Genomic DNA, 15,960 nt, shown 5'->3' on the forward strand with positions numbered 1-15,960 from the left:
CCCTGGGGAGGGGGACGGATCGCCGGTATCCGTCGGATGAAATGATGGTCAGACGGTGCGCCAGCCGTCATGGAACAGCGCGCTCACGCGTTGGCGCAGCCGGGTCAGCCCGCCGAGCGCGACTTCCCGCGGCGGCCGCGACACCGAGAACGCGACGCACGCGCCCTCGCGGCCTTCCGCGCTGAGCCACAGCCGCTCGCCGCGGCGCAGCTTCAGCGTCTCGCCGTCGGCCAGGAAGTAGTCGTCGACGTCGTTGCTGCGCGTCGCCCAGACCGGCCCGCACTGGACGACCAGCCGCGTGCTGCGTTGCACCCTCATCGGCACGGTCTCGCCCGGGGGAATTTCGAAGGTGATGCTTGAAGAGATTTCTTGCATGATCGACTCCGCCAATAAGTGCTCCGATGGCTACAATCGTAGTCACTCGAAGGCGTCCGACCAAACGACCAATTTTCACGTCGATGTGAGGAAAATTAGCAAATGGACCTCCGCCAGCTCCCCGCGCTGAACGCGATTCGCGCGTTCGAAGCCGCCGCGCGCCACGAGAACTTCTCGCGCGCCGCCGACGAGCTGTTCGTCACGCACGGCGCGGTCAGCCACCAGGTGCGCGCGCTCGAGGAAGAGCTCGGCGTGCAGCTGTTCACGCGCAACGGCAAGCGGCTGTGCCTGACCGACGCCGGCATGCGGTACGCGCAGCAGATCCGCACCGCGCTGATGGTGATCGCCGACGCGACGCGCGACGTACGCGCGAGCGACCGCGACCGGCGGCTGGTGGTGTCGATGCTGTCGTCGTTCGCCGCGCGCTTCATCACGCCGCGCATCGGCACGTTCATCGAGCGGCATCCGGAAATCGACGTCGAGCTGCAGTCGACCAACTCGCTCACCGATTTCGCGCGCGACGACGTCGATCTGGCGATCCGCTTCGGCTTCGGCAGCTATCCGGGGCTGCACGTGGAGCCGCTGTTCGAGGAGGTGTTCTTTCCGGCCTGCGCGCCGACGCTGAATGGCGGCAAGCTGCCGCAGACGCCCGCCGATCTCGTGCACTACCCGCTGCTGCGCTCGGACGACGAGCTGTGGCGGCCATGGTTCGACGCGGCCGGGCTCGATACGCTGACCGAGCCGAAACGGGGGATCCTGTACCAGGATTCGTCGAACCTGCTGCTGGCCGCGATCGAGGGCCAGGGCATCGCGCTGGTGCGCCGCTCGCTCGCGGTCCACGACCTGCTCGACGGGCGCATCGTGCGCCTGTTCGACATCGACGGGCCGAGCCCGTGGCACTATTTTTTCGTGTGTCCGCCGCCGCTGCTCAACACGCCGCGCGTGCAGGCGTTCCGGACCTGGTTGTTCGAGGAGGTCGCCGAATACAAGCGGCTGTGCGACGAGCTGGACGCGCGGCGCGCGGCGGGAAAATGCCCCGCCGAGTGCGCGCTGGAGGGAGGATGGAAAGGGATCAGCGGCCGTTTGCGCTGATCCCGGGCCACCAGAACGGCCCCTTAGAGCACGACCTTGACCATCGGATGGCCGGTCAGCGCGCGGTAGATGTTGTCGAGCTGTTCCTGGCTCGTCGCGCGCACGGTGATCGTGAGGCCCGTGTAATTACCGCCGCTCGACGCGCGCTCCTCGATCTTCTCGACGTCGATCTCGTTGTCGTGAACGGCCACGACCTTGAAGATCGTGTCCTTGAACTCGGGGTGCGCCTTGCCCATGATCTTGATCGGGAAATCGCACGGAAACTCCAGCAGCGACTCCTTCCGGGTCTCGATCGCGCCGGTGACCTCGACGGTTTTGGTCGGTTCGCTCATCATTTTCTCCGGGTTAGGTCAAACTGTTCAAACTCGCGTGCCTTCGCACGCTGGTACGCGTCATACAGCGCCGCGAACACGGGGCCCGGCTTGCCGCCCTGCACGGGCAGATCGTCGAGCGACGTCACAGGCAGGATTTCCTTCGTGGCCGACGTCAGCATGATCTCGTCGGCCGAGCGCAGTTCGACCTCGCTGATCTCGCGCGCGACGAACCGAATCCCGCATTCGTCGGCCAGCTGCTCGACCAGCGCGTAGCGGATCCCTTCGAGGATCTTGTTGCTGCGCGGCGGCGCGAACAGTTCGCCGTTCTTCACGATCCACACGTTCGACGACGAGCCTTCCGTCACGTTTTCGTCGCGCAGCTGGATCGTCTCGAACGCATCGCGCTCGGCCGCATGCTGCGCCATCAACACGTTGCCGAGCAGCGAGATCGACTTGATGTCGCAATGCAGCCAGCGACGGTCCTCGGCCGTCACGCAGCGCACGCCCTTCGCGCGCTCCTCTTCCGACGGCAGGCGCAGCGGGCTCGTCATCGCGAACACCGTCGGCACCGCGTTCGCCGGGAACGCGTGGCCGCGCTTCGCGACGCCGCGCGTCACCTGCAGGTAGACGAGCGCGTTGCCGTCGCCGAGGCCTTCGGCGTTCGCCGCGACCACCCGCTCGATCAACGCGCGCCAGCCCGCCGCATCGTGCGGGTTGTCGATGCCGATCTTCTTCAGGCTGCGCGCGAGCCGGTCCAGATGCTGTTCGATCCGGAACGGCACGTGCGCGCCGTCGTGCGCATAAACGGGGACGACTTCATACACGCCGTCGCCGAAGATGAATCCGCGGTCGAGCACCGGCACACGGGCTTCGGACAGCGGCACCAGTTCCTCCTGCGCCGAGACGCTGAGGTAGACGATCGGTTCGAATTCGGCTTGGCTCATGGCTATGACAGATGGGGATGAAGTCGTGAAAACAAAGGCCCGTCGTGCTTACTTCTTCTTGCTGAACATCAGCAGGATCGAGTCCCAGATACGTCCGAAGATACCCGCTTCCGGCACGGCCTGCAGCGCGACGACCGGGAATTCGGACAGCGTCTTGCCGTCGGCGACGATCTTCACGGTGCCGACCTGCTGGCCTTCCGCGAGCGGCGCGATCAGCGGCGCGTTCACGTCGACTTCGGTCTTGACCTTGTCGCCGAGGCCGCGCGGCACGGTCGCCCACTGGTCGCCCTTCACGCCGACCTGCACGGTGTTGTCCTTGCCCTTGTAGATGCGCGGCGTCGAGATCGCCTGGCCGCCCTTGAACAGGCGCACCGAATCGAACGCGCTGTAGCCGTAGTTCAGCATCTTCATGCTGTCCTGCGTGCGGTCGTTTTCCTTCTGTTCGCCCATCATCACCGACACGAGACGGCGCTGGCCGTCGACACCCGGGATCGCGCGCTTCGCCGATGCGATCAGGCAGAAGCCGGCCGCCTGCGTATGGCCCGTCTTCAGGCCGTCGACCGTCGGGTCGAGCCACAGCAGCCGGTTGCGGTTGCCCTGGCGGATGTTGTTGTACTTGAATTCCTTCTCCGAGAAGATGCCGTAGTACTGCGGAAAATCGCGGATCAGGTGCGCGGACAGCTTCGCGAGGTCGCCGGCCGTCGTGTAGTGGTTCGGGTCGGGCATGCCGTTCACGTCGGCGAAGTGCGTGCCCTTCATGCCGAGACGCGCCGCCTCGTCGTTCATCAGCGTGACGAACTGCCCTTCGCTGCCGCCGACGAGTTCGGCCAGCGCGATCGCGGCATCGTTGCCCGACTGGATGATCATCCCGTACACGAGGTCGTGCACGGACACCGGCTTGTTCGCCTCGATGAACATGCGCGACTCGTCGCGGCCGACGCGGCGCACCGCGTCGCTCGGCGTGACGATCTGCTCCATCGAGATCTTCTTCTTGTCGAGCGCCTCGAACACGAGGTACGCGGTCATCAGCTTCGTCAGCGACGCCGGCTCGACGCGTTCGTCCGCATTGCCCGATGCGAGCACCGTGTTGCTCGTCGCGTCGACGAGCACCCACGAGCGCGCGTTCACGCCCGGCGGCGGCACCGCGCCCGGCATGTAGGTCGCGGGCGCGCCGGTGAACTGCTCGGCGGCCGGCGCCGCATGCGCGGCCTTGGCCTTGGCGGCCGGCTTCGCCTCGGCGACGACGATCGTCGACGCGAGCGCGACGGGCAGCATCACGCCGAGCGCGACGTTGCGCGCGGCGGTGCCGAAGGCGATGGAGGAAGCGAGGGACTTGAGGCCTTGGGAAGACAGACGCATGATCGATTCAGGCTGATGGCAGAAAGTGCGGTGCGAAACGCGCAGGGTTGAACGGCAAGGCGGCGGGCGTGTCGGGCACTCGCCCGACACCGTCGGGCGACGCGAAACGCGCCGGTTGGACTCGTGCGGACGCGTTCGGTTCGCGGCCGTCGCGAGCGGGCGGACAGGCGGCGAAACGAGCGCGGCATGGGCCCAGCCGGGCCGCGGGCGACGCGGAATGCGGCCATTATACGTGGCCACGAACGGCGTTTTCGCGAACCTGGCAGCGGACGCCCGCATACCGGCTGCGAGAGCATAGCGTGGAGACGCGGCGAACACGTGCGCTCGAAGCCGCGCGAAAGGCACGCGCAGGCGGTGTGCAAGTCGCGTTGCACCGCGATGCCGTAGCCGGCGCACCGCGCTGTGCGGCGCGCTGTCGCGTGAAGTTTCGGGAAGGGTCGCGCATCGTCCGGCCGGGGCCGATGCGCGGTACGGGCCGCCGGCTCCTACGCCGACGCCCGCATGGCGGCTAGCGCCACGCGTCGACGATGATGCGCTTCAGCACGTGCAGCTTGCGATGGAGGAAATGCTCGGCGCCGGGGATCACGACGACGGGCAGCTCCTGCGGCCGCGCCCAGTCGTACACCGATGCGATCGGCACCGTGTCGTCGGTTTCGCCGTGGATCACGAGCGTGTTCTCGGGCACGTCGGCCACTTGCCAGCGGCTCGCGGCCGTGCCGACGAACACCATCCGCTCGATCGTCTCGCCCGCATCGCGCAACCGCTTCGCGACGTGCGACAGCACGAAGGTGCCGAACGAGAAGCCCGCGAGCACGAGCGGCAGGTCCGCATACGCGGGCTGCGCGCGCATGTGCGCGAGCACCGCGAGGAGATCGTCGGCCTCGCCCGTGCCGTTGTCGTGCACGCCTTCGGTCGCGCCGACGCCACGGAAATTCGACCGGTAGACGACGTAGTTCAACTGCACGAGCGTGCGCGCGAGCGTCTGCGCGACCTTGTTGTCCATCGTGCCGCCGAACAGCGGATGCGGATGCGCGACGAGCGCGATGCCGCGTGGCGCGGCGCCGCCTTCGCGCACGGCGTCGGGCAGGTCGACCGCGATTTCGATCTGGCCGATCGGGCCCGCGATCAGCGATTTCTGCGTATGAACGTTCATTCGGCCGGCCCGCTCAGATCTTCAGGCGATCGACGACCTTGCCGTCGCGCAGGTGCGATTCGACGATCTCGTCGATGTCGGCCTGATCGACGTACGTGTACCACGTGCCCTCCGGATACACGACCATCACCGGCCCTTCCTCGCAGCGGTCGAGGCAGCCGGCCTTGTTGATGCGGACCTTGCCCGGCCCCGCGAGGCCAAGTTCCTTCACGCGCTTTTTCGCGTATTCCTGCATGGTCTGTGCATCGCATTGCGCGCAGCTCGGACGTTCGGCGCCCGGGTCGCGCTGGTTCAGGCAGAAGAAGACGTGGTGCTGGTAGTAGGAATCCATGATGGTGACGAGCGGCCCGGCACGAGGCCGTGCGGAAAGAGGGGCGATGGATTGCCGTTGCGCGAGGCGGCAACGGAGGATGCGGACGATTATAGCGACCGACGCACGCGGCTGCCCGCGGCACGGCCGCCGCCGCACGGCCCGGACTGCGGCGTCAGCGGCGCAGCGCGGCCGGCAGCCACGCGTGCTCGACGCGCTGGCCGAGCCAGATCAGCGCCGCGTAGGGCCAGATCCACGCGAGCCAGCGCGCGAGGCTGTTGAAGTGCACGTAGCGCCCCTGCCGCCAGCCCGACAGCGTAAAGTCGAAGAACGGATTGACCGGCAGCAGGTTCACGAGCGCGACGCCGGCCAGCAGCGCGAGCGCCGCGAGCAGCGCGCGCCACGTCGCCGGCACGCGCAAGGCGACGAGCGCCGCCGCGAAGCCGAGCTCGATGCCGAGCCGCGCGCCGGGCGTCGCCCACACGACGACGAGGCCGGTGGCCGACTGCATGAAGGTCGCCGCGGCCTTCAGCACGAGCGTGGCGACCACCAGTGCGACCAGCAGCCGGATGCGCGGCGCGTGCGGGCGCATCGCGAGCGACGCGATCGCCAGCGCGGCGAACAGCATCAGCCCGCCGAGCATGGCTTCCCACGCCGAATCGGACAGCCAGCCGTCGACCCGCTCGGGCCATTCGCTGACGCGCCAGGCGGCCGGCAGCCACGCGAGCACCGCGTCCTGCATCGACGCGTCGGCGCGCTCCCATAGCGCGGCCGGCCAGTCGCCGATGCCGAACAGGAACGGCGACGGAAACACGATCGCGAACGGCCACAGCGCGGCGAGCAGCAGCGGCGTCGACCCATCGGCTTCCAGCCACGCGAAGCGCAGCCGGCGCAACACGCCGCGGTCGAGCAGCGCGCCGGTGGCTGGCGCGGCGAGCGCCGCGCCCAGCAGCGCGCCGAACGCGTTGGCGCCGAGATCGAGGTTCGACGCGACACGCGTCGGCAAATAGGTCTGCAGCGCTTCCATCGCGCCCGACAGCAGCACGCCGAGCCCGCCCGCGATCAGCGTCGCGGCCACGCCGCGCCAGCGCGGATGCAGCGCGAGCACGCCGAGCGCGCCGAACGGCAGATAACCGAGCACGTTCGTGACCACGTCGAACGTCGTCACGTAGCGCTGCATCGGCGCGAACAGGTAATCGAACGGGCCGATGCCGAGCGCCGCCCAGCCGTCGAACGGATACAGCGACGCATAGACGATCAGCGCCGCATAGGCGGCAAATGCCTGCCGTGCGAGCGGTGACGCGCGATGCGGGCCCGGCACGTTCATCGCGGCTGCACGGCGTGCGTCACGGCGTGCCCGCGTACGCCTGCACGCCGACCCACGCGGCGATCTGCGACACGAGTTCGTCGCTGGCCGCCGCGAGCGCGCGCGCACCGCCGGCGGCGTCGGGCGTGCTCGACGGCGCGCGCGCGACGAACGTGCGCTGGCCGAGCACCTTGCCGTCGAGCATCAGCGTCGCGCGCGCGGTCACCGCGCCGTGGCTTTGCGACTGGCCGTCGAAGACCTGTTCGAATTCGCTGAGGTCGACCTTGAGGGTCGGCGCACGCACGCCATCGGCGCCTTCGAGCACCGTGCCACGCGACGACAGCGCGCCGCGCAGCCGCTGCGTGAGCAGTTGCGCGGGCGGCGCGGTCCAGCGGCTGTCGCGATAGACGGCCACGTGCTGCGCATCCGCGTACGCGAGCCGATACGCGAACTTGTCCGAGTCGAGCGCGTCGGGCGCGGCGACGTCGAGCACCTTCAGCGCGGGGCCCGAACCGGTGGTCGTCACCGACGACGCAGGCCCGAGGTCGTAGCGGATGTTCGACAGCACCGCGTCGTTGCCGGCGCAGCCGGCCGCCAGTGCGAGCGTCAGCACGGCCAGCGCGGCCGCGGCCGGGCGCAGCGCGCGGTCAAGGATTCGTGGCATGGCGTATTCCTGCATGATGTTTCCGGTTTCGATGGGCGTCATGACCCGGCCGTTTCCGGCTGGACCCTCGATGGGTTTGCGCTTCACTTCCCGGCCGCGGCACCCGGCCACACGAAGCCCGCTTCGCCGGGCCCCGGCGCCGCGCCGGGCGAACCGAACAACAGACTGCGCGGGTTGCGGCCGAGTTCACCGGCGACGTCCTTCAATTGCCGCGACGCGTCGCCGACGCTGTCGGCCAGCGCATTGAAGCGCGGCAGCGTGTCGTACTGCACGCGCGCGTTGAGGCCGTTCAGCGCGACGCCGACCTGCTCGGCGGCCGTGCCGGCCTTGTTCAGATTTGACACGAGGGGCCCGTTCGGCTGCATCAGCGTGTTCGCCGACGCCATCGCGCGGTTCACCTCGTGCATCGTCTCCGGCAGCGCGGTGACCGCCGGGCCGAGCTGCTTCGTCAGCGTCGCGGCGCCGTCGGCCGCGTGCTGCAGGCTTTCGGCGGTCGCGCGCAACTGCTCGCGCATCTCGGGCGACATCAGCGCGTTCGCGCTCTTCGCGGCCAGTTCGAGCTGCCGCAGCAGCACGTCGCCGCGCTCCTGGATCTGGTCGAACAGGCTCGGCCGCATCGGGATCTGCGCGATCGCCTTCGGCGACGACGGCAGCGGCGACAGATCGCGCCCCGTATCCTCCAACTGCACGAACGCGATGCCCGTCACGCCCTGGAAGCCGAGGCTGCCGTAGGTCGACTGCGTAATCGGCGCGTCGTGATCGACGAGAATGCGGATCCGGATCTGACCCGGATGCGTGCGATCGAAGCCGATCGACTGCACCTTGCCGACGTCGAGGCCACGAAAGCGCACGGCCGCGTCCGGGAACAGCCCCGTCACGTTGGTGCGCGCGAGCAGGTCGTACGGCACGCGCACGGTGCGGTCGACGTTGAACCAGAACACGGTGCCCGCGATCGCGAGCGTCAGCGCGATCGTGAACAGGCCGGCCCAGAACGCATGTGATTTGTTTTCCATTCGCGGGTTCCTTGCTTCTACAGCTCGACGCTCGACAGCGCCGGTTCGAGGGCCGCCTTCGGCAGCTTCGCGCGCCGCTCGGGCGGCAGCGCCTGCAATGCGCGGCGCCCGCGCAGCCCCAGGAAATACTCGTGGATGAACGGATGGTCGACGTTCGCGGCCTCCTCGACGGGCGCGGCGACCAGCACCTTGCGGTCGGCCAGCACCGCGACGCGCGTCGACAGCGCGACCATCGTGTCGAGGTCGTGCGTCACCATCACGACGGTCAGCCCGAGCGTGCGGTGCAGTGTCGCGATCAGCTCGACGAATTCGTCGGACGCCTGCGGATCGAGGCCGGCCGTCGGCTCGTCGAGGAACAGCAGCTCGGGCTCCAGCGCGATCGCGCGCGCGATGCCGACCCGCTTGACCATCCCGCCCGACAGCGCGGCCGGCATCTTCGACGCGTGCTTGCACGGCAGCCCGACCATCTCGAGCTTCAGCATCACGATGTCGTGCAGCAGGTCCGGCGGCACGCGGCCGAGCTCGCGCAGCGGCTGCGCGACGTTGTCGAACACCGTCATCGACGAGAACAGCGCGCCCTGCTGGAACAGCATCCCCGAGCGCGTGCGCATCATCCGCGCGCTGGCGTCGTCGATCGTCGCCGTATCCTCGCCGAACACCTTGATCGTGCCCGACGTCGGCCGCTCCAGGCCGAGGATCTGGCGCACGAGCGTCGTCTTGCCGGAGCCCGAGCCGCCGACGATCGACACGATCTCGCCGCGCCGCACGTCGAAGTCGAGCTTCTGGTGAATGATGTTGCGCCCGTAGCGCTTGGTCAGGTTGCGCACCTCGATCACGAGGTCGCCGGCATCGCCGGCCACGTCGGGCCGGGCGCCGACCGACCCGGCGCCGATGGCCGCGGCATGCGCGGTCGTTTCGTTCGATGCGTTCATCCGAGCCCCACGTTCTGGAACAGGATCGCGAACACCGCGTCGGCGAGGATCACGACCGTGATCGACGACACCACCGACGTGGTCGTGCCTTCGCCGAGGCTCTGCGAGTTCGCCTTGATCCGGAAGCCGAAATGGCACGCGACCAGCGCGATCAGCATGCCAAACACGACGCCCTTGCCGAGGCCGATGTACAGGTTCGCGATCGGCACCACGCCCGGCAGCGAGCGCACGAAGTAATTGACGTCGATGCCGAGCACGAACTTCGCGGCGATCGCGCCGCCCGTCAGCGCGATGATGTTGGTCCACATCACGAGCAGCGGCATCGCGACGCCGAGCGCGAGCACGCGCGGCAGGACCAGCCGCAGCCCGTGCGGGATGCCCATCACGCGCATCGCGTCGAGTTCCTCGGTCACGCGCATCACGCCGATCTGCGCGGTGATCGCCGAGCCCGAGCGGCCCGCGACGAGGATCGCCGACAGCACGGGGCCGAGCTCGCGAATCACCGACAGCCCGAGGATGTTCACGATGTAGCGGTTCGCGCCGAACGTCTGCAACTGCTGCGCGGACAGGTAGCTCAGCACGATGCCGATCAGGAACGCGACGAGCGCGGTGATCGGCAGCGCCTGCGCGCCGGCGCTGTAGATGTTCGCCGAGGTTTCCCTCCACGGCATCGTCTGCGGGCGGCGCAGCACCGACAGCGCATCGAGGATCACGAGGCCGAACATCGCGATGCCGCCCTGCAGGTGTTCGCCGAACGAGAAGATCGCCTGGCCGAGCCGCGTGACGGGATCGACGCGCACCACGCGCTCGGGCGCCTCGCGTTCGCTGTCGAGCCGCTCGATGCGCTCGAAGATCGTGCGCTGCGTGGCGCTCAGCGCGACGCCGGCCGGCAGCTTGCGGCCCCATACGCGCCACAGCGCCTGGCCGCCGACGTGGTCGAGCCGCTCGATGCCGGACAGATCCCATTCGCTCACGCGCCCGGTGGCGATGCTCGCGACGCGGCGCGCCACGGCGCCGCGATTGCGCGCGAGCGCGAGCGCGGTCCACTGGCCGGTCAGGCGCACCGTCTGGCCCTGGCCGCCGACGTCGACCGACAGGCCGGGAGGAGTCTCGAAGTCCAAGGGCAGGTTGTTTGCAAAAGGATGACAGCGGCCATTGTAGCGAACCGCCCGGCGCCGCGACGTGAGGATTTCCGTGTGGGCGGCGAGCTCGGGGCGCGAGCGGGGGCGCGCAGCCGGGGACGCCGGGCTGGCGGCGCGCAGCTGGGGCCGCCGCGCTCGGCGCGCGTGGTCGGGAGCGCCGGGCCGGGGCGCCGGCCGATCAGCCCGAAGCCGCCACGAGCCTGCCCGCCGCCGGCATCGCGACCTTTCATTGTTCCGTCACGTTTCCTTTCGATACTCTCACGCGCCGCACATCAGGCCGTCGGCGCGCCGCGCCGCCATTCGTGCGTATCTCGCGTTTCATAAAACAGAACACCGAACAGGACAACCGATGCGTCTCCCCCCGCTTTCCCGCCGCCACGTACCGGCCGCCGCCGCGCTCGCCAGCCTCGCCTTCGTCCTCGCCGGCTGCGGCGGCGACGACGTCACCGCCACGCCGCCGTCGCAGCCCGAGGCCCAGGCGCCCGTCGGCACGACGGCCACGCTCGCGCTGCTCGAGACGACCGACCTGCACACCAACGTGCTGTCGTACGACTATTTCAAGCTCGCCGCCGACAATTCGCTCGGCTTCGAGCGCGTGTCGACGCTGATCGCGCAGGCGCGCAAGCAGTACCCGAACACGCTGCTGCTCGACAACGGCGACACGATCCAGGGCACCGCGCTGTCGGACTACCAGGCGCTCGTGAAGCCGGTCGGCTGCGACCAGACGCTCGCGATCTACAAGGTGATGAACGCCGCGAAATTCGACGGCGGCGGGATCGGCAACCACGAGTTCAACTACGGGCTGCCGTACCTGTCGCAGGTGACCGGCAACACCTTCGAGGTCGACGGGCTGCCCGCGCCCGCCCAGCAGAAGAAGTGCGCGGGCCCGAACTTCCCGCAGGTGCTCGCGAACGTGATCAGCGCGAAGACCAACGCGCCGCTGTTCACGCCGTACACGATCCTGACGCGCACGGTGACGGCCACGACGCCGGACGGCAAGACGGTCAGCGCGCCCGTGAAGATCGGCATCATCGGCTTCACGCCGCCCGCGATCATGAACTGGGACAAGCGCTGGCTCGACGGCAAGGTCTACACGACCGGGCTGAAGGAAGCGGCCGAGAAGTACATCCCGGAAATGCGCGCGAAGGGTGCCGATCTCGTCGTCGCGATCTCGCACGGCGGCCTCGACAATTCCGCGTATTCGCCGACGATGGAAAACGGCAGCTGGTGGCTGTCGAAGGTGTCCGGCATCGACGCGATGCTGATCGGCCACTCGCATCAGGTGTTCCCGGATGCGAACAGCACCGTGTCGCAGTTCAACCTGCCGGGCGTCGACAAGGTCAAGGGCACCGTCAACGGCGTGCCGACCGTGATGGCCAACTACTGGGGCAAGCACCTCGGCGTGATCAAGCTCGGCCTGAAGTTCGACGGCAAGACGTGGATCGTCGACAAGTCGCAGACGACCGTCGAGGCGCGGCCGATCCAGAACCCCGACAAGAGCTACGTCGCGGCCGACCCGTCGGTGTCCGCCGCGATCGCGGCCGAGCACCAGGCGACGATCGACTACGTGAAGACGCCGATCGGCTCGACCGACTACCGGATGAACTCGTACTTCGCGGACGTCGGCGATCCGGGCGCGATCCAGATCGTCAACGAGGCGCAGGCCGACTACGTGAAGACCTACGTGCAGGCGAACCTGCCGCAATACGCGTCGCTGCCGGTGCTGTCGGTCAGCGCGCCGTTCAAGAGCGGCTTCGGCGGCGGTACCGACTACACCGACGTCGCGCCGGGCGCGCTCGCGATCAACAACGCGGCCGACCTGTACCTGTATCCGAACACCGTGTACGCGGTGAAGGTGAGCGGCACCGACGTGAAGAACTGGCTGGAGACGGCCGCCAAGCGCTTCAACCGGATCGACCCGACCAAGGCGACCGTGCAGCCGCTCGTCAGCACCTTCCCCGGCTACAACTTCGACATGTTCACGTCGGCCGACCTCGCGTATGAAATCGACGTCACGCAGCCGGTCGGCAGCCGGATCAGGAACCTGACGTACAAGGGCGCGCCGATCGACCCGAACGCGCAGTTCATCGTCGCGACCAACAACTACCGCGCGAGCGGCGGCGGCAATTTCCCGGGCCTCGACGGCAGCAAGACGATCTTCGCGTCGCCCGATGCGAACCGCGACGTGCTGATCGCGTTCATCAAGAAGCGCGGCGCGATCACGCGTGCGGCCGACGGCGCGCAACGCAGCTGGCGCTTCACGAAACTCGCGAGCTCGGTCGCGCACGTGCAGTTCGCGTCCGCGCCGAACCGCCTCGGCGACGCGGCGGCGGCCGGCCTGACCGGCATCACGCAGGTCGCGGCCGACGACGGCTCGGGCAAAAACCTCGCGACCTACGAGATCGACCTCACGCAATGAGACACGCGATGCAACCGATCCGGACGATGCGGCCCGCCGAAACCGGCTTCGCCGCCGCCGCGCGGCGCGTGCTGCGCGCGAAACTCCCGCCCGCCGCGCTGCTCGCGGCGGCGGCCGTGACCGTCGCGGCCGTCGTCACGATGACCGGCCTGCGCGGCGCCGGCCCCGCGCCGAGCGCCGCGCAGCTCGACGAATGGCAGGCGATGGTCACGCAGGCGAACGAGCCGCATGCGCTGGCCCAGTTGCGCACGCTCGCGCGCCGCGGCTCGGGCGCCGCGCAGGCGGCGCTCGGCATCGCGCTCGTCGATGCGCACGAGCCGGAGCTGCGCGACGAGGGGCGCGGCTGGCTGGAAACCGCCGCGGCGGCCGACGGCAAGGCCGACGCGCCGGCTGCGCGGCGCGCGCAGCTCGCGCTCGGCAAGGCGTTGCTGCTCGGCAGCGGCGACCTCCCGAAAGACTATGCACGCGCCCGCGCGCTGCTCGGCGCAGCCGCCGAACAGGGCGACCCGGCCGCCGCGTATTACCTCGGGCTGATCTACCGCAGCGGCTACGGCATCGCGGCCGACCCGGTGCAGGCCGCGCACTGGTTCGACATCGCGTCGCGCGCGGACATCCCGGCCGCCGACTTCATGCTCGCGAACGCGTACCGCGACGGCAGCGGCGTGCCGCACGACGAAGCGCGCGCGCTCGCGCTGTATCGCCGGGCCGCCGAACACGAGTTGCCCGAAGCCGTGCAGACGCTTGCGATGGCCTATCGCAACGGCGAACTCGGGCTTCGGCCCGACGCGGACGAGTTCCACGCGCAGTGGATCGAGACCGCGCATGCGCTGAAGCACCCGGTCGTCGCGCCGTGATGGCCGTTCGGCCGGGGGACGCGCGAGCGTGACCTGGCCGAACGGTGGTTGCTTCGCATGCGTCGGCCGCGCGGCGTCGGCGGCGCACCGATCCTCGTTTCGACCCGCCAAGGCCCGGCGCTGAAGGACAAGACGCTGCTCGCGTGCGAGATGACGTCGGAAGCGGGCATCGAGGCGCGGGAGCGGATAGCGATGCCGCGCCAAGCCACGCCGTGTCGTCCCGCAGGTTGCGTGCGCCGTCCGGCGCGCGCCAACGCCCCCTGTCGCTACAATAGGCGCCATGAACGCCCCCACCTCCTCCGACACGCCCGAATCCGGCGACGCGCACATCGCGCGCAACCGGCTCGAGGCGCACCTGGACGCCACGCCGCGCGCGTGGCCGCTCGACATCGTCGCCGCCACCGGCTCGACCAACGCCGACGTCGCGACCCGGCTCAAGGCGCTGCCGCGCACCGCGAGCGCGTTGCCCGCGCCGCTCGTGCGCGTCGCGTTCGAGCAGACGGCCGGCCGCGGCCGGCAGGGCCGCCCGTGGTTCGCGCAGCCCGGCAATGCGCTGCTGTGCTCGGTCGGCTGCATCGTGCCGCGCGCCATCGATGCGCTCGGCGGCCTCAGCATCGCGATCGGCGTCGCGCTCGCCGAAGGGCTGGCCACGCTGCCGCTCGACGCCCGCATGCGGGTCGCGCTCAAATGGCCGAACGACCTGCTGCTGACGACCGACGACGACGGCACGCCGCGTATCGTCGGCAAGCTCGCCGGGATCCTGATCGAAACCGTCTGGACCACCGCCGACGCCACCGCGGTCGTGATCGGCTTCGGCATCAACGTGCGCGGCGCGGAAGCCGTGGCCGCGCAGGTCGACGCGCTGCGCGCGCGCGAAGCGACGCTCGCGAGCGGGCTGCCGCCCGCCGCGCTGTCGATCGCGTGCGCGTCGGCGAACCTCACCGATACGCTCGCCGCGTCGCTGAACGCGCTCACGCCCGCGCTCGCACAGTTCGGCACCGACGGCCTCGCGCCGTTCCTGCCGCGCTGGCACGCGCTGCACGCGTACGCCGGCCGCGAAGTCGTGCTGCTCGAACAGGGCGTCGAACGGGCGCGCGGCATCGCGACGGGCATCGACGCGACCGGCCAGTTGCTGCTCGACACGCCGAACGGCGTACAGACGATCGCGGCCGGCGACGTGTCGCTGCGCGAAGCGCAATGAGCGAACCGCACCTGCTGATCGACGCCGGCAACAGCCGGATCAAGTGGGCGCTCGCCGACGCGCGGCGCACGCTCGTCGACACGGGCGCGTTCGGCCACACGCGCGACGGCGGCGCCGATCCCGATTGGTCGCGCCTGCCGCGGCCGCGCGGCGCATGGATCTCGAACGTCGCGGGCGCCGACGTGGCCGCGCGGATCGATGCGCTGCTCGACGCGCGCTGGCCGGGCCTGCCGCGCACGACGATCCGCTCGCGGCCCGCGCAATGCGGCGTGACGAACGGCTATACGACACCCGAGCAGCTCGGCAGCGACCGGTGGGCCGGCCTGATCGGCGCGCACGCGGCGTTTCCGGGCGAGCATCTGCTGATCGCGACGTTCGGCACCGCGACGACGCTCGAGGCACTGCGCGCGGACGGCTGCTTCACGGGCGGACTGATCGCGCCGGGCTGGGCGCTGATGATGCGCGCGCTCGGCACGCACACCGCGCAGTTGCCGACGCTGACCACCGACATCGCCAGCGGCCTGCTCGCGGGCGCGCAGGCCGAACCGTTCCAGGTCGATACGCCGCGCTCGCTGTCGGCCGGGTGCCTGTACGCGCAAGCCGGTCTGATCGAACGCGCGTGGCGCGATCTCGTCGCGGCGTGGCAGGCGCCCGTGCGGCTCGTGCTGGCAGGCGGCGCGGCGGACGACGTCGCGCGTGCGCTGACGATCGCGCATACCCGGCACGACACGCTGATCCTGTCCGGGCTCGCGCTGATCGCCGCGGACGCGGCCGACCCGGCAACGGCGCCGGATTGATGCAAAGGCGCCGGCATCGCGCCGGCGCGTGACGACGCAAGCCCAAACGGGCCGGCTTCACGCCGACGATGCCATCCGCGCGGTG

Annotated in this window: 16 protein-coding genes; 5 read left to right on the forward strand and 11 right to left on the reverse strand. The window is 69.7% G+C overall.

What is annotated here, in order from left to right:
* Positions 1-48: 48 nt before the first annotated feature.
* Positions 49-375, reverse strand: a complete 327-nt coding sequence (locus DTA15_RS31075) for a DUF2917 domain-containing protein (protein ID WP_006485239.1) — start codon at positions 373-375, stop codon at positions 49-51.
* 102 nt (positions 376-477) lie between these two features.
* On the opposite strand from DTA15_RS31075, the gene DTA15_RS31080 reads away from it, so the two are divergent.
* Positions 478-1,467, forward strand: a complete 990-nt coding sequence (locus DTA15_RS31080; RefSeq protein WP_006485238.1) for a transcriptional regulator GcvA — start codon at positions 478-480, stop codon at positions 1,465-1,467.
* A gap of 23 nt (positions 1,468-1,490) precedes the next feature.
* Here the strand turns inward: DTA15_RS31080 and DTA15_RS31085 are convergent, their stop codons facing one another.
* The 10 genes from DTA15_RS31085 to DTA15_RS31130 all read right to left on the reverse strand — a co-directional run bounded on the left by DTA15_RS31085 (position 1,491) and on the right by DTA15_RS31130 (position 10,583).
* The gene (locus DTA15_RS31085; RefSeq protein ID WP_011546305.1) at positions 1,491-1,799 is read right to left on the reverse strand and encodes an HP0495 family protein; all 309 of its coding nucleotides are present in this window, start codon (positions 1,797-1,799) and stop codon (positions 1,491-1,493) included.
* Complete coding sequence (locus DTA15_RS31090) at positions 1,799-2,725, reverse strand: D-amino acid aminotransferase (RefSeq protein WP_006485237.1); 927 nt, start codon at positions 2,723-2,725, stop codon at positions 1,799-1,801. Before DTA15_RS31090 ends, DTA15_RS31085 begins: the two co-directional genes overlap by 1 nt.
* Before the next feature lie 48 nt (positions 2,726-2,773).
* Positions 2,774-4,084 (reverse strand): D-alanyl-D-alanine carboxypeptidase family protein, encoded by a 1,311-nt coding sequence (locus DTA15_RS31095; RefSeq protein ID WP_006485243.1) that lies wholly within the window; start codon positions 4,082-4,084, stop codon positions 2,774-2,776.
* Positions 4,085-4,592: 508 nt separating this feature from the next.
* Positions 4,593-5,237 (reverse strand): alpha/beta hydrolase, encoded by a 645-nt coding sequence (locus DTA15_RS31100; RefSeq protein ID WP_006485236.1) that lies wholly within the window; start codon positions 5,235-5,237, stop codon positions 4,593-4,595.
* A gap of 13 nt (positions 5,238-5,250) precedes the next feature.
* On the reverse strand, positions 5,251-5,568 hold the full coding sequence (locus tag DTA15_RS31105) for a (2Fe-2S) ferredoxin domain-containing protein (protein WP_006485233.1): 318 nt from the start codon (positions 5,566-5,568) through the stop codon (positions 5,251-5,253).
* Positions 5,569-5,722: 154 nt separating this feature from the next.
* Positions 5,723-6,874: a VanZ family protein gene (locus tag DTA15_RS31110; RefSeq protein WP_006493288.1), complete on the reverse strand. Its 1,152-nt coding sequence runs from the start codon at positions 6,872-6,874 to the stop codon at positions 5,723-5,725.
* Positions 6,875-6,893: 19 nt separating this feature from the next.
* Positions 6,894-7,517 carry an ABC-type transport auxiliary lipoprotein family protein gene (locus tag DTA15_RS31115; RefSeq protein WP_011546311.1) on the reverse strand — a complete coding sequence of 208 codons (624 nt, stop codon included), beginning with the start codon at positions 7,515-7,517 and terminating at the stop codon, positions 6,894-6,896.
* Between the two features lie 83 nt (positions 7,518-7,600).
* Positions 7,601-8,530 (reverse strand): MlaD family protein, encoded by a 930-nt coding sequence (locus DTA15_RS31120; RefSeq protein WP_006481551.1) that lies wholly within the window; start codon positions 8,528-8,530, stop codon positions 7,601-7,603.
* A 17-nt stretch (positions 8,531-8,547) separates the two neighbouring features.
* Complete coding sequence (locus DTA15_RS31125) at positions 8,548-9,462, reverse strand: ABC transporter ATP-binding protein (protein ID WP_006481553.1); 915 nt, start codon at positions 9,460-9,462, stop codon at positions 8,548-8,550.
* Entirely contained in the window at positions 9,459-10,583 is a 1,125-nt protein-coding gene (locus tag DTA15_RS31130; protein WP_012492376.1) for an MlaE family ABC transporter permease, read from the reverse strand. Before DTA15_RS31130 ends, DTA15_RS31125 begins: the two co-directional genes overlap by 4 nt.
* Positions 10,584-10,953: 370 nt before the next feature.
* On the opposite strand from DTA15_RS31130, the gene DTA15_RS31135 reads away from it, so the two are divergent.
* The 4 genes from DTA15_RS31135 to DTA15_RS31150 all read left to right on the forward strand — a co-directional run bounded on the left by DTA15_RS31135 (position 10,954) and on the right by DTA15_RS31150 (position 15,875).
* Entirely contained in the window at positions 10,954-13,023 is a 2,070-nt protein-coding gene (locus DTA15_RS31135) for a bifunctional 2',3'-cyclic-nucleotide 2'-phosphodiesterase/3'-nucleotidase (RefSeq protein ID WP_012492375.1), read from the forward strand.
* An 8-nt stretch (positions 13,024-13,031) separates the two neighbouring features.
* Positions 13,032-13,877 (forward strand): tetratricopeptide repeat protein, encoded by an 846-nt coding sequence (locus DTA15_RS31140; RefSeq protein WP_012492374.1) that lies wholly within the window; start codon positions 13,032-13,034, stop codon positions 13,875-13,877.
* A gap of 280 nt (positions 13,878-14,157) precedes the next feature.
* Positions 14,158-15,078 (forward strand): biotin--[acetyl-CoA-carboxylase] ligase, encoded by a 921-nt coding sequence (locus DTA15_RS31145; protein WP_006482094.1) that lies wholly within the window; start codon positions 14,158-14,160, stop codon positions 15,076-15,078.
* Positions 15,075-15,875, forward strand: coding sequence for a type III pantothenate kinase (locus DTA15_RS31150; protein WP_006482096.1), 801 nt, complete (start codon positions 15,075-15,077; stop codon positions 15,873-15,875). The genes DTA15_RS31145 and DTA15_RS31150 overlap by 4 nt, the downstream gene beginning before the upstream one ends.
* Positions 15,876-15,960: the final 85 nt, after the last annotated feature.

This window comes from Burkholderia cenocepacia (assembly GCF_900446215.1).
Lineage (GTDB): Bacteria > Pseudomonadota > Gammaproteobacteria > Burkholderiales > Burkholderiaceae > Burkholderia > Burkholderia cenocepacia.